At 48.5% G+C, this 13,554-nt stretch carries 12 protein-coding genes and 1 tRNA gene; 8 read left to right on the top strand and 5 right to left on the bottom strand.

What is annotated here, in order from left to right:
* Both AC3A8L_RS12555 and bioB read right to left on the bottom strand, forming a co-directional pair.
* On the bottom strand, positions 1-679 hold a 679-nt coding region (locus AC3A8L_RS12555; RefSeq protein ID WP_487962606.1), incomplete at its 3' end, for an aminotransferase class I/II-fold pyridoxal phosphate-dependent enzyme.
* Between the two features lie 3 nt (positions 680-682).
* Positions 683-1,738 (bottom strand): biotin synthase BioB, encoded by a 1,056-nt coding sequence (bioB, locus tag AC3A8L_RS12550; RefSeq protein WP_487962605.1) that lies wholly within the window; start codon positions 1,736-1,738, stop codon positions 683-685.
* 126 nt (positions 1,739-1,864) lie between these two features.
* Between bioB and AC3A8L_RS12545 the strand changes: the two genes are divergently transcribed.
* The 3 genes from AC3A8L_RS12545 to AC3A8L_RS12535 all read left to right on the top strand — a co-directional run bounded on the left by AC3A8L_RS12545 (position 1,865) and on the right by AC3A8L_RS12535 (position 5,285).
* Complete coding sequence (locus AC3A8L_RS12545; RefSeq protein ID WP_487962604.1) at positions 1,865-2,698, top strand: ComF family protein; 834 nt, start codon at positions 1,865-1,867, stop codon at positions 2,696-2,698.
* A gap of 340 nt (positions 2,699-3,038) precedes the next feature.
* Positions 3,039-4,754, top strand: coding sequence for a GGDEF domain-containing protein (locus AC3A8L_RS12540; protein ID WP_487962603.1), 1,716 nt, complete (start codon positions 3,039-3,041; stop codon positions 4,752-4,754).
* Positions 4,755-5,024: 270 nt separating this feature from the next.
* Positions 5,025-5,285 carry a GIY-YIG nuclease family protein gene (locus AC3A8L_RS12535; protein WP_487962602.1) on the top strand — a complete coding sequence of 87 codons (261 nt, stop codon included), beginning with the start codon at positions 5,025-5,027 and terminating at the stop codon, positions 5,283-5,285.
* 93 nt (positions 5,286-5,378) lie between these two features.
* Here the strand turns inward: AC3A8L_RS12535 and rsmI are convergent, their stop codons facing one another.
* Positions 5,379-6,230, bottom strand: a complete 852-nt coding sequence (gene rsmI / locus AC3A8L_RS12530; protein ID WP_487962601.1) for a 16S rRNA (cytidine(1402)-2'-O)-methyltransferase — start codon at positions 6,228-6,230, stop codon at positions 5,379-5,381.
* A gap of 25 nt (positions 6,231-6,255) precedes the next feature.
* Between rsmI and AC3A8L_RS12525 the strand changes: the two genes are divergently transcribed.
* The 4 genes from AC3A8L_RS12525 to AC3A8L_RS12510 all read left to right on the top strand — a co-directional run bounded on the left by AC3A8L_RS12525 (position 6,256) and on the right by AC3A8L_RS12510 (position 9,805).
* Positions 6,256-8,130, top strand: coding sequence for a penicillin-binding protein activator (locus AC3A8L_RS12525; RefSeq protein WP_487962600.1), 1,875 nt, complete (start codon positions 6,256-6,258; stop codon positions 8,128-8,130).
* Positions 8,131-8,141: 11 nt separating this feature from the next.
* Positions 8,142-8,504: a YraN family protein gene (locus AC3A8L_RS12520; protein WP_487962599.1), complete on the top strand. Its 363-nt coding sequence runs from the start codon at positions 8,142-8,144 to the stop codon at positions 8,502-8,504.
* Positions 8,505-8,517: 13 nt separating this feature from the next.
* Complete coding sequence (locus tag AC3A8L_RS12515; RefSeq protein WP_487962598.1) at positions 8,518-9,105, top strand: SIS domain-containing protein; 588 nt, start codon at positions 8,518-8,520, stop codon at positions 9,103-9,105.
* A 91-nt stretch (positions 9,106-9,196) separates the two neighbouring features.
* On the top strand, positions 9,197-9,805 hold the full coding sequence (locus AC3A8L_RS12510; protein WP_487962597.1) for a BON domain-containing protein: 609 nt from the start codon (positions 9,197-9,199) through the stop codon (positions 9,803-9,805).
* 217 nt (positions 9,806-10,022) lie between these two features.
* On the opposite strand, the gene AC3A8L_RS12505 is transcribed toward AC3A8L_RS12510, so the two are convergent.
* Together AC3A8L_RS12505 and AC3A8L_RS12500 are read right to left on the bottom strand one after the other, a co-directional pair.
* A complete protein-coding gene (locus AC3A8L_RS12505; RefSeq protein ID WP_487962596.1) occupies positions 10,023-11,408 on the bottom strand; it encodes an adenylate/guanylate cyclase domain-containing protein in 1,386 nt (461 codons plus the stop codon).
* A 426-nt stretch (positions 11,409-11,834) separates the two neighbouring features.
* A complete protein-coding gene (locus tag AC3A8L_RS12500; protein ID WP_487962595.1) occupies positions 11,835-13,112 on the bottom strand; it encodes a hypothetical protein in 1,278 nt (425 codons plus the stop codon).
* 178 nt (positions 13,113-13,290) lie between these two features.
* Here AC3A8L_RS12500 and AC3A8L_RS12495 point away from each other — a divergent pair.
* A tRNA-Ser gene (locus AC3A8L_RS12495) sits at positions 13,291-13,378 on the top strand.
* The last annotated feature ends 176 nt before the right edge of the window (positions 13,379-13,554 follow it).

The following is a 13,554-nucleotide window of genomic DNA, read 5'->3' as shown; positions in this document are numbered from 1 at the left end:
CCGCTAAAACAGATCCACCGCCATTCGGGCCCACACAACCAAAACCATGAGCATCATCAACCGCCAGAGAAGCCTTATATTGTCGGCACAGTGAAGCCAGCGCGGCTAGAGGCGCAATATCACCATCCATACTGAAAACACCATCGGTCAACACCAGCGCACCATCGGAAGCTTTTTTAAGTTGGCGCTCCAAGTCAGCCAAATCGGCATGCTTATAACGCAGGAATGATGAGTGACTTTTAGCCGAGCACGCCAACTGAGCCGCATCAACCAAAGAGGCGTGATTCAACTTATCACCAATAACGAACTGGCCATTTTCGAGTAAGCTCGTCACTAGCGCTACATTCGCCATATAGCCCGTAGAAAAAAGCAATGCACGTGGACGCTGCGTCACCTGCGCCAAAATGTACTCCAACTTGTGGTGCCACACACTATGGCCGCTCACCAAATGAGAGGCACCACTACCAAAGCCAACTTCATCAACAGCAGACTTTACGGCAGCGGTAACTCGCTCATTATTCGCTAAGCCCAGATAATCGTTACTACAGAAGTTAACTGCTGCTTTACCAGCAGCAAGCTGCTCGACCTGACAAGCCGATTCAACCGTAACGCGCTGGCGATAGAGAAGCGCCGCTTGCCTTTCAGCTAAGCGCGCCTGCAAGCGTCCATCAAGAGTCACAAATTAACTAACTTCGAAGAACTGAGCTTTAGCACTCTGACTTTGCACGCCGGGCTCAAAAGTTTGCACCGCCGGCTTAGGCTGAACTTCTGTCGCAGCATACGCTTCAGGCTCAATACCTAAGCGATCGAATAAACGACGGTCTGAATGCGCTTCAGGGTTAGCCGTAGTCAGCAATTTTTCACCGTAGAATATTGAGTTAGCGCCCGCCATAAAGGCTAATGCCTGCATTTGATCATTCATGGTTTCTCGCCCAGCCGATAAACGCACATGCGAAGCTGGCATTAAAATGCGGGCCACAGCAATCGTACGAATAAACTCAAACGGGTCGAGGTCTTCTTCGTTTTCCAGCGGCGTGCCAGCAACCTTAACTAGCATGTTGATCGGCACAGACTCAGGGTGATCATCAAGGTTCGCCAATTCAACCAACAAACCCGCGCGATCTTTTTGCTCTTCACCCATACCCACAATACCGCCACAGCAAACCTTCATGCCGGCTTCACGGACATTCGCCAAAGTATTCAAGCGATCCTGATAGCTGCGGGTTGTAATAATGCAGCCATAGTATTCAGGGGAAGTGTCGAGATTGTGGTTGTAATAATCCAAGCCCGCATTGGCCAGCTCTTTAGCCTGCGCCTTATCCAGCATACCTAGAGTCATGCATGTCTCTAGGCCCAAGGATTTAACCTCTTTAACCATGTCCGTAACAATGCCCATATCGCGACCACTAGGTGTACGCCACGCAGCCCCCATACAAAAACGTGTTGCCCCCTTCTCCTTTGCCACTTTGGCTTCGTCGATGACCTTTTGCACCGCAATGAGCTTCTCACGCTCCAAGCCGGTGTTGTAGCGTGACGCTTGCGGACAGTAGGCGCAATCTTCAGGACAGGCGCCCGTTTTAATCGAGCACAGCGTACTAACCTGAACCTTATTAGGATCAAAAAAGCGGCGATGAATTGTTTGCGCTTGAAACAATAAGTCGTTAAACGGCAGATTAAACAAAGCGGTTACCTCATCGCGAGTCCAGTTGTGACGAAGTAATTGCGATACATCAGACATAGTTTTGCACTCACCGAGCATTTAAAAGGCACTGCAAACCAGAAGGCTTCTGGCGCAACTAAAGAAGGCTATGTTAAATCGGAGAATCCCGCTGTCAACTTTTAAAAAGGGTTTTGGTTTACAACGATGAAGCTGCAACCCCTCATATCGACACTCGAACTCGAAAAACACTCGAGCAAATTGCACTTTCCCATTGAGCAACTCCGAAGCCTAAGCTCAAAGTTACACCCTCTAATTCGTCATGGCACAGCCCTGCTCAGCCCCAAGTGCCAGCTTTGCGCAGCCAACTGCACACAAAACAGCGCATTATGCATCGACTGCGCTGCAGAGCTGCCACTCATGCAGCAGTACTGCCCTGTTTGCGCACTCCCTATTTGCGCCCCCCCTGCTTACACACTCCCTGTCATCGGCGGCAATCTTTGTGGTGATTGCCTAAAGCACCCCAAACCTTACCAGCGCACTCGCTGCGCACTGCTCTACGAGAACCCCGTTAATTATTTAATGCATGCTTTTAAGAATAATGCGCAATGGGACATTGGGCGCTTATTTTATCAACTTTGGCTAGATCAACACACAGACGCGATAAAAGCGCTGAATAACGGCACTTTGGCGCAAGCGAGCATCATCCCAGTCCCTAGCCATCCCAAGCATAGCGCCAAACGCGGGTACATACCCACGACCGTTTTAGCTCAGCACCTTAGCCGGGCTACCGGCATCCCCATAAAGCACGCATTAATAGCCACAAGAGAACCAGAACCCCAAAAATCTTTATGCCGGGAGCAGCGTTTACGAAATCTCACCGAGGTATTCCAAGCTAGGCACGCCATCACCCACCCCGTTATATTGGTTGATGATGTTGTTACCAGTTGCGCCACCGCCATTGCCGCTAGCGCTGCACTCAAAAAAGCTGGCGCTAATCACATCGAAATTTGGGCCATAGCCCGCACCCCACTGATTTGAAACTCTCACAATATTAGCGGTGATTAAAGCCGATAAAATGAGCTGCGCTATCGCAAGGGGCATGTTAGCCTTGCGGTTTGCTTTAGCTGTGCCTTCAAACGTAATGCGCGCAGTACAAACAAGGTAATATCGCCAGTTTGCATGCCCATACAAAACATAGAAAATGCACATAAATAACAATGTGCATTTAGTGAACTTACGTATATTGAAACGCTCAAAAACACTGATTCACGACTAAGATTTATACCTCATTATAAAATAGAGCCGGTAGGGCCTCTCGGGTGGTTTGAAGAGACGCACAACTGCTCAGCAATGTGACAATCGGAAGACGTAAAAACTCGTGACGAACGAACTAAACGGCAGAAGCGCCAAATCACTTAACGCTACAGTTGCCACACTTTTGGTGCTGCTGCTAAGTGGCGCCAACCTATTGGGCATATTTGTCGCGCAGCAGGGGGCACTCTCCCCATTCCCATTTAGCCCACCCATGAGTCTTTTAGCCGCGCTTAACTTATTTCTAATTGGCTGCGCCTTAGGCTTTCAATTACTACGCAACCTAGTCCTTAGCCGGTTATTCAGTATTCTCGGGCTGCTTTCAATCCCAGGCTGCATCATTCTTAGCAAGCTATTCGTAGCCACAGGCTACAACATTAGCCCAAGCTCGGCGCTCCTCACCTCTATCACCTTTACAATGATTGGCGCACTGGTACTCACTGGGCGCACTTTACCGCAGACCCATATCATCCTGTACGACAGCCTGCTGACCCTCTTTACGCTTATCCCGCTATTAAGCGTTTTTGCATATATTTTTGACCCCGTTGCCATGTACTCAAGCTACAATCAGTGGGTACTGCCCGTCCCCACCGCCGTCGGATTACTGCTAACCTTCTTTGCCTTACTCAGCCAAACCAGCAGCAAAGGTGCTGCCGGCCTACTAACCCGTAATAGCCATTACGCACGTAACTTTCAATGGCTGTTTATGCTGGTATTAATCGTCCCGCTGAGTATTGGCTCGAGCTTGGCTTTAGCCGTTGATCTCGGCTATTTAAGAGCCGGCTTTGGCGCGGCTATTTTTTGCTTACTCACAACCTTATTAATTGCCACTGTGCTAGCGAATAACGCCATCGTGCAAGAAAGCTGGCTGAAGAAGTTTGTCCGAGAGCAACGCAAGAACTCTCAACTGCAAAACCACATCAGCGAAGTACTCGAGCTGTCACCTGACGCCATATTACTACTTGACCAGGAACTTAAAGTCTTACATGCCAACCACGGTGCAGCGCTACTTTTTGGCTGGGATAAAGAAGATTTACAAGATATTGGTTTTGGCACACTCATCCCTGGCGAACAATTTTCGCGCTTCGAACGCCTATTCCAGCAGTTTTTCCGCTCACCGCGTTTATCTCTTCGCCGCAGCCGCCCCATTAATATTTTGGTGCAAAATCGCTTGGGCCAAAAAGTCCCTGCATCACTCAACCTCAGTAAACGTCATGCGACCGACGCTACCCACATCGTGGCCGTCCTACGCAACAATAGTGATACCGCCAATAAGATTTTTAATTTAGAACAGCAGCTGAAATTAGACACCCTTACTGGCGCCGGCAGCCGAGTTGAGTTTGAGAGCCACTGCGCCAAGCTAAGCCGTAGTCAGCGAAAAGATGAAAAACGGATTGCCGTTTTCATCTTAGATCTCGACAACTTTAAAGCCATTAACGACACTTACGGCCACCCGACGGGCGACCGTGTACTGCAAACATTCAGCCAAACAACGCAAAATTGTCTGCGCAATGGTGACAAGCTATTTAGAATTGGCGGGGAAGAATTCGCCGTAGTTGCAGCCGATATAGACGCCGCAGGTGCCCTTTTACTCGCTGATCGCATTCGAACTATTATCAAGGCAAAGCCCATGGTTGTCGGCCCGACAAACCTCTACGCCACCTGCAGCATCGGCGTATGCCTAACCCAACCCAAAGATATCAGCTTTGCACTCAATGAAGCAGACAAAGCGCTTTATCGCGCAAAACGCAACGGCAAAGACCAAGTTGTTACTGTTGAATAAAGGGCGGGGCAATAATAGCTTATCCAATTAAGCGAAGAAGGCCTGCAAGGAAGCAGGTTATTAGAATAACGCATCGGGGCAGGAGCCCCTTATTAGACACTGCTTCCGTATAGGGGTATAGGTTATTAGGAGAATGCAGGAGCTACTACCGAAGCATGTAACGCTTTGGGCAACGAAGGTAAGGATGTCAACATCAAGCATTAGTGGGTAAAATATTATTTTCTTGCCCCTAAGCATCCCATAACCTTAAATACAGGCTGACCCTCGCTCATGGCGACGTGGTATTTATACATTGCACGCTGCAACGACAATAGTTTGTATACCGGCGTCACCATCGATATTGAGCGGCGCATCAACGAGCATAATTCTTGTAATAAAAAGGGCGCCAAATACACGCGCGCACGACGCCCGATCACTCTTGAGCACCAGGAGACCTGCGCAAGTAAGCAGCAGGCCTATCAGCGTGAACATCAAATTAAGAAACTCAATAAAACCCAAAAAGAACAGCTCATCCAACGGTCAATGAACTAAACGTCAGTGAGAAAGCCGAAAACAAGGTTCGTTCGTAAGGCATGCTGCCTCACGCATAATCCTTCACAAGGCTTACAGCTTTCGAGTTAGCTACTACTTATTAAGATCCAAACCCAGCTGATAAAGCACATTCTTTTTAAGACCCGTAATCTTTGCCGTTAATGCCGCGGCTTTTTTCAGCGGAAGCTCCTCACATAAAATGGTGAGCATATTTTCCACTTCACGATCAATCTCCCGCTCAACGACCACCTCAAACCCCCTAATCATGATGACCATTTCACCACGCCGTTGATTTGCGTCTTTTTCCAGCACCGAAATCACATCCGCGACAGTCCCGCCAATAAAAGTCTCGAAAGTTTTAGTAATCTCACGAGCCAGCACCATCTCGCGATCAGCGCCCATCACTAAAGCGATAGATTCCAAGCTTGCCGTGATGCGGTGTGGCGACTCGTAAAAAATTAAAGTACGGGGGTCTTCACACACAGCCGTTAACGTTTGCTCACGATTCGTTGCTTTCGCAGGCAGAAAACCCTCAAAACTAAAGCGGTCACTCGGAAGGCCACTTGCACACAAGGCTGTAACGAAGGCGCACGCGCCAGGAATAGGCTCAACACGCAACCCTAACTGCCGCGCCTCATAGACCAGCCGATAACCCGGGTCAGAAATCAACGGCGTGCCGGCATCACTGATTAGCGCAATACTCTCGCCACGCTGCAATTGATTAATCAATGATCGCGTTTTGGCATCATCACTATGATCATGATAAGCCGTGGTAGGCGTGGAAATACCGAAATGCTGCAACAATTTTGCACTATGACGCGTATCTTCAGCAGCAATCACATCCACCTTGTGGAGAATATCAATGGCACGCTGTACCATATCGCCCAAATTACCGATAGGTGTGGCTACAATATACAACGTGCCACCTGCGGTGCTATCCGACACAAATACCTCCTAAGGTTTTAGCTAAATGAAAAAACGTTTGGCATACAGCTTGTTATTATCAAGCCTCGCATTCTCCGGCTGTCAAAGCACCGGAACTAAAGACGCGCCCTCAAACGAGGTTACTGTTACCGCTGCAGACGCCGAGCAGTTACTCATCAATGCGAGTTTGCTGCAAGGGCCGGCACAACACACACAAATACTCGACGCCGCCACACTCTTTCTTTCGTTAGAGGACGCCAATCGCGCACTTTCGATTACTCGTAAACTCGAGCCAGAAGGACTAGGCGACGCACTCTACGCCAAACAGGTTGAGATTCAAAGTCAAGCTTACCTCCAGCTTGATAATCTCTATGCCGCTAAAGGGCTACTCGAAAACACTCGCTTAACAGCGCTACTAAACGCGCGCGCGCCTAGCGACACTTCGCCAGTAACAATAAACCACCAACAAGCTAGTCAACTACACGAACTCAGAGCCCAAATTTATAACAGCCTTGGCGAACCTGACCGAGTAATTACAGAACGCATCGCATTAAGTCGCCATCTGCAAGCCGGAAGTACGCCAGACAATAATCAAGAGTCCGACGCTCAAATCAATCAAGAATTGATTTGGATGACACTCATGGACCTCGACATCAAACTGTTGAATGATTTCAGCCTAGCAAGTACAAGCCCCCAAGCGCTGGGTTGGTACGAACTCGCCATTGTCAGCAAAAATAATCAGCGCAATATTAACCAGCAATACAATGCGCTTATCCAATGGCAACAACAGTGGCCACAGCACCCCGCCAATAACCCGCCGCCAGCAGACCTCGCCCTTATTGCTGAAGTGGTCAACAATCAACCTCAGCGTATTGCACTCCTACTCCCATTAAGCGACAAACTTGCCCCCATCGCCGAAGCCATCCGCGATGGTTTTATGGCCGCTTATTTCACCAACAAAAACGCGGGGGGCCAAGCACCGCAAATTAACATTTACGACGTGAGCCAGGGCAGTATTAACGAACACTATGACTTCGCCGTTTCCCAAGGCGCAGAAGTTGTTATAGGCCCACTCAGCAAAGAAAAGATTAGCGAACTCGCACTAAGACCCGAACTTCCCGTTCCAACGCTGGCACTCAATCAAATCGAACCCTCCGACGCTTACCCCGCACAACTCTTCCAGCTCGGCTTAGGCATTGAAGATGAGGCCATGCAGACAGCCACTCGTGCTTTTCGTGACGGCAAGCGCACTGCACTTATCCTAGCGCCAACGAATAATCAGGGCGACCGTGCAGGCCAAGTTTACAATGCTCAGTGGCAAGCACTGGGGGGAACCGTGGTGGATAGCGTGCGCTACTCCGACGAACGCCAGTTATCGCAAGTCATTGAGCAGGCCATGCATTTAGATATCAGCAAAACCCGCGCTCGGGAACTACGCAAGATTACCGGGCGTTTTGAGTTTGAGCCTCGCAGACGACAAGACATCGACATGATCTTTCTTGTCGCCCAACCTCGCCAAGGCCGCCAAATAAAACCCTTATTAGCCTTCCACTACGCAGGTGATATTCCAATCTATAGCACAAGTAGCCTTTACGAAGGCGGCACCACTAAAAAGGAGCCCGACCTTAACGGTATAACCTTCAGCAATTTACCGTGGTTCTTCCAAGAGTCGCCCGAAAAAACAGCTGTGGTATCAGAAAAGTCACTTAACGCTCGCAGCCAAAGGCTATATGCACTGGGTGTCGATGCTTACTATTTATACCCACGCCTAGAGCAACTCAATGCATCAAAGCGTGCGAATTTCTGGGGACAAACGGGCATCCTATCCTTAACGGAACAGCGCCTTTTTGAACGCACTCAGCAATGGGCTCAATTTAATCGTGGAAGAGTTAAACCACTTGCAGCACACTACGACAATTAATTGGCCATAAAATGAAAAGCCTCGATACCGGCGCAGCTGCCGAGCGCTTAGCCAAAGATTTTCTTGAACAGCAAGGATTTAACTTTGTCGCTCAGAACTACCGGTGCCGACAGGGCGAAATAGACCTTATATTTAAGCAGCGACAGCAATGGTTATTTGTAGAAGTCAAAAACCGAAAAAATACTCGCTTTGGCACACCCGCTGAATGGGTCACAAAAACCAAACAGCGCAAGATCATTTTATCGACTCAGCACTTTATCGCCGAACGAGCCGTGCCCAGCAGCGCGCAAATTCGTTTTGATGTAATCGGAATAATCAATCTTGAAGCCAGCTCGATCGAGTGGATTCAAAATGCCTTTTTAGCGAACTCATAAGCAGTGAATTAACATGTCATCACAACGCGTATACGAAATGTTTCAGGCCAGTATTGAAGCCAAAATGAATGTTGGCGAAACACTAGCCCCACGGATCGAACAAGCCGCCGACTCACTGGTTCAGACGCTGCTGCATGAAGGCAAAGTTTTAGTCTGCGGCAATGGTCCCTCCTCCGCGCTCGCCCAAATGTTTAGCGCTGCACTTGTAGACCGCTACGAGAAAGAACGCCCAAGCCTGCCCTCTATCTGGCTAGGCGCCAACATGGCAAGCTACACTGCAATGGTCACGCCCGCGCACTTCAACGAGGTTTACGCCAAACCAATCCGTGCCCTCGGCGAAGAAGGTGACACACTCGTGATCATCACCACAAGCGGCAATGCCTCCAACTTAATTCAGGCCGTAACTACCGCGCACGATCGCGGCTTGAACGTGATCGCACTTACGGGCCGTGACGGTGGTGATATTGCTAGCTTATTAGACACCCACGATATAGAACTACGTGCAGACATAGACTCGCGCAGCCGTATTCATGAAATCCACCTACTGAGCCTGTATTGCCTGTGCGATCTAATCGATCTAAACCTTTTTGGCCTTGAATGATCAGTCGTAACTCACAAGCAGCAATAGTGTGTAGCCGGTAAAGCCTACGGCAACCTAACAAATAAAAAGACTATCGAATACGACATTGACTATGAAAAAACGCTCCCCCCTACTCCTTCGCGCAATATCCCTATGCATATTGAGCGCAACATTAAGTAGCTGTTCCAGCTTTTTAGCCGCGACCCATAACGGCCCCATAGAGCAAGATCCTGGGCAGCGCACCATGGGTGAGGTGCTTGATGACAGGCAAATCACAACGCACTTAAAAGTAAACCTCATCAAAGCCGATCCATCACTCGACGAAGCTAACATCACGGTACTGAGCTATAACGGCGTAGTGCTACTCACAGGAGAAGTGCCCACTTCGCGCCTGCGCGAGCTTGCCGGCGAAACAGCGCGCAACATCAACTCTGTACGCCAAGTACACAACCAGCTTGCGGTCGCCAGTAAAGCAACAATTTACTCACGAACAAACGATAACTGGATTGGCACCAAAATACGCACAAAACTGATCGGCAGTACGCAAATCGAATCCAACCGCGTAAAAATTGTGGTCGAAAACCGCGCGGTTTACATTATGGGATTACTCACTGAAAACGAAGCTCAGCATGTCACCGAGCTCGCAAGAACAACTGAAGGGGTTACTAAGGTGGTGCGCGCAATCGAGCTAGTACCAGACCACGAAAGAGCTCCACACTAAAGACGACAAGATAGACTTTAGGGCCGAGGAAAAAATACTTTATCCAATAATACTTGCCTCCTACTTCCTCAACTGCGTTGCCCAAAGCGTTACATGCCCCGGCATGCGCCCCTTCGAGCGCCTTGCTGAGAAAACAGGTGCCTTCGTCTAATTGGACAAACTATTATTGCCTCGCCCCTTATCGACCAATCTGCGTAGCTCAGACTCAAATCTAACACTACTTAATACTTTTACCCTTAAGACGGGAAGCCGCGTTGCTCAACATTTCGACAACGCGATCTTTATCATAGTTGCGGATTTTTTCTAAATCCATATGCATAGAAAAACCCGTCATACTTTCTTCGAACCACGTCTGGCCCTTCCCCAAGTCTTTGCGGAAGTCTACAACCTGATAAATTCTTACCGGATGAGTCAAACCCTTTACATTGATTTCACCTTGATCACGACACATAACCACATCCTTCACCAGCGACCATGTTTCGTGTGAAATCAAGATCTCGCCGGGCTCCGCTGCCGACTCTAAACGCGATGCGATATTGGCATGTGTTCCCAACACCGTGTAATCCATGTAGTGACTAGTCCCAAAGGAGCCCACGGTGCAATAACCCGTGTTAATCCCCATTCGGATCAACATCGGCTTTTTAATCCCCTGATTATACCAACGCGCCTGCAGCTCCAGCATTTTCTTACGCATCTCAATCGCCATCGAGACACAACGCAGACAATCCATTTTCATACCTTCGCTTTGAGCATCACCGAAAATCACCATTACAGCATCACCCATAAACTTATCGATGGTGCCTTTGTGTTTTGCCGCAATACGCGCCATTTCGGTCAGGTAAGAATTGAGTAGCTCTGTAAGCGTTTCGGCCTCTAGCTCTTCAGCAAGTGTACTAAAGCCCTGTATATCAGAGAAAAAAACCGTAACGCGCTTACGCTCGGTAGTCAGCGATTGCTCCCGCCCTTCACTAATGGCCTTCCAAACGGTGGGCGGTAAGTAGCGCGCAAGCTTATAAGTCTTCAATTTATAGAGGGTATGCTCGCTGGACAGACGCTTAACCTGCTCTGTCAGCTTGCGCATACGGTTATAGGCATAGAGCGCGTAAGCGCAAAAATACACAAAAATTCCCACCAAACTAATACTGCTAATTTCCAAACGACTGGAGTAATTCCACTCAGGTATATGCAAGGCAAAGCTCGCACCTACACCCAGCAACAGCGCAAACGTATCCAATACCCACTTACGGATGCCACCATTGATTAAGCTATTGAACTGCACCATGGTCACAAACATGATCGTCGGCAGAACGCTAAAGTTACACAGGCTTAGAACGGCTCCAATCACCGCCGCATCAACCATCATAAAACGATCAAAAGCCTTATGCTGGCTCATTACGCGACGCTTAATCAGGAAATAGCTAACAATGGTATAAACGCCCACCAACAATCCAGCGCCAAACAAAAGCCAATCAATTTCAGGCCAGTTCACGTGGGTAATCGCGGTTCCCGCTGCAGCAAAGCAGATCAACGCTCGGATGTCGTGCTGTCGTAAAGAGACCTCAGACTGGGAGGAGCTTTTACTACTAGCTGAGTTGTCGCTCATTATGCGCACTCAATTGTTATTGTGTTTAGGGCCGAGGAAAAAATACTTTATCCAATAATACTTGTTTCCTGTCTCCTCAACTGCGTTGCTCAAAGCGTTACATGCCTAGGCATGCGCCTCTTCAAGCGCCTTGCTGAGAAAACAGGCTCCCTCATCAATTGGACAAACTATTATTACCTCGCCCCTTACCTTGTTCTCATCGTCTTTGCGATGAACGCTTATTGCACCATACGCCTGCATTTCCAACAAAAAACAATGAATTCGGATTTTGTTAAAACTTTTAGCTATATCTATTATTCTATAAGTGCTTAATATTGCTGTGCATTAAACGCCTTTTAGCGTCTATTGTCCATATTGACCTTTAGCAGAAAACTCACTCCCAGAAATAGCAGCTTGACGATGCAAACACCTTCATTAATTGCGCACTCACTCCTGTAGCTTCAAATCCAAATAGCGCTCCTCCAGCTCCGCATACTGTTTCTTAAGTACGCTCAATTCTTGCGCCGATGCCTCGTCTGGCACTGTTTGTGCCGCTGAGGCTTTCGCCACAGCGGCCGACACAGGCACTTCGACCCGAGTCGAAAGCTCGATCTTAAGGCTTCGAACCTCATCTTTGAGACGATTGATCATTACTCCACTGACACCCGACTCTTCTCGGTAATCCTTAAGCTGTGTACGCAAACCAGGCAGCTCTTTTAATTTAGCCTTTAAATTTTGAAGCTCTTTATGCGTTACCGACAGCTCATGTTCCATCAATGTCACACAAGACTCAGACTCCCTCAAGAACCGCTGCTGCCGATCAAGCTCAGACTCTAAGTTTTTAATGAGCGCGACTTTCTCATTATCATCCGTCGCATTATTAATTCGCCTCTTCAAATCATCAATTAAACGGTGCTGCTCAGCTGTTGTCCTACGCAATGCCCGAAGCTCTTCGCTAGCTGCCTCAATGGTTTCAGGCAATGGAATCTGGCTATCAAATATCACATTAACGCTGTCATAACTTCGATGGTACTCGTCCACCAATTCAATCAACTCTTCAGATCCTTCATCACTCTTCCCGACACGACCTTTAATTTGCTCATAATAGTCATCGGCTTGATTTTTACTTGCATGCCAGTTGGCCTCCAAATCAAAATAAAGCCCCTTATATTTCTCTATAGAAGCTACATGCTTTTGGGCCGAGCGCAACGCCTCACTCAACTCGTGAATTCGTGCCTCCGACTTAGGAGAAGGAAAGTCTTCGTAATAGCTTAACAAAGCCTTGTAGCGCCCCTTTAAGCTTGACCAGCTCACCTCATTGGTCAGCGTTGCTTCTCTCTCAGCAATGAGTACCGCATGCCTAACAGCTGCAATTCGCCTTCCCAGCGGTGCACTCGGGTCAATGTCCAATGAAATGTCTCGGCCACCACCCAATTCCTCGTGGTGCCTACGCACACTCATTAGCTGCTCATCAATGTAATCTGTATAAGTTTTCTGCCTGAGCGTTTCAGGCATCACATCCCGTTGCCGCACCAACGCATCAACAGGATCAGGGATATTTTCTTCAGGCGGAGGGGTGTCATTCGAGCGGCCAGCTTGTGCTGCCAGTGCCTTTTTTAATTGCTGCTTAAGTTTTTGAATGTAAAAAATCAAGGCGAACAGGGCTAATAAAGCTAAGACGCAAAGCTCCGCCAGCACGATGAACGTAAACGTTGAAACCTCCATGCACCCCTTTCTCTCGTTAAAAGCAGACTTTCTTATTAGTATGGATCAAATAATGCCTTCCTGCTCAATGGAAAATAAAAGGCGTAATAACATTTGCCTTTACGGGTAGTCTTAGGTAAAGTTGCGCGCCTTATTTGAGGTAAAGCGCTGTTAAGGCGTTGATAACTCTGAGGTTATTGGTGAGGTGTCCGAGTGGTCGAAGGAGCACGCCTGGAAAGTGTGTAGGTCGCAAGGCCTCGAGGGTTCGAATCCCTCCCTCACCGCCATATTTAAAGAGGCCTGACATTGTCAGGCTTTTTTTATGGCTAACGGTCGCAAGCGTCGGCCTGCGGTAAACCGCAGTCGCTATGGTGGCGCGAGATACTCTCGCGAAAACTCCACCTTCGCCCCTCACCGCCATATTTAAAGAGGCCTGACATTGTCAGGCTTTTTTTATGGCTAA

It is taken from the genome of Marinagarivorans sp. (assembly GCF_982758155.1).
Note: the sequence above shows the minus strand (reverse complement) of the source record. Positions and strands in the feature narration are given on the sequence as shown.

Bases quoted from the DNA above. Each gene is read 5' to 3' on its own strand.
- bioB (WP_487962605.1), bottom strand. From the start codon at position 1,738: ATGTCTGATGTATCGCAATTACTTCGTCACAACTGGACTCGCGATGAG.
- AC3A8L_RS12545 (WP_487962604.1), top strand. From the start codon at position 1,865: ATGAAGCTGCAACCCCTCATATCGACACTCGAACTCGAAAAACACTCG.
- AC3A8L_RS12535 (WP_487962602.1), top strand. From the start codon at position 5,025: ATGGCGACGTGGTATTTATACATTGCACGCTGCAACGACAATAGTTTG.
- AC3A8L_RS12525 (WP_487962600.1), top strand. From the start codon at position 6,256: ATGAAAAAACGTTTGGCATACAGCTTGTTATTATCAAGCCTCGCATTC.
- AC3A8L_RS12520 (WP_487962599.1), top strand. From the start codon at position 8,142: ATGAAAAGCCTCGATACCGGCGCAGCTGCCGAGCGCTTAGCCAAAGAT.
- AC3A8L_RS12515 (WP_487962598.1), top strand. From the start codon at position 8,518: ATGTCATCACAACGCGTATACGAAATGTTTCAGGCCAGTATTGAAGCC.
- AC3A8L_RS12510 (WP_487962597.1), top strand. From the start codon at position 9,197: ATGAAAAAACGCTCCCCCCTACTCCTTCGCGCAATATCCCTATGCATA.
- AC3A8L_RS12505 (WP_487962596.1), bottom strand. From the start codon at position 11,408: ATGAGCGACAACTCAGCTAGTAGTAAAAGCTCCTCCCAGTCTGAGGTC.
- AC3A8L_RS12500 (WP_487962595.1), bottom strand. From the start codon at position 13,112: ATGGAGGTTTCAACGTTTACGTTCATCGTGCTGGCGGAGCTTTGCGTC.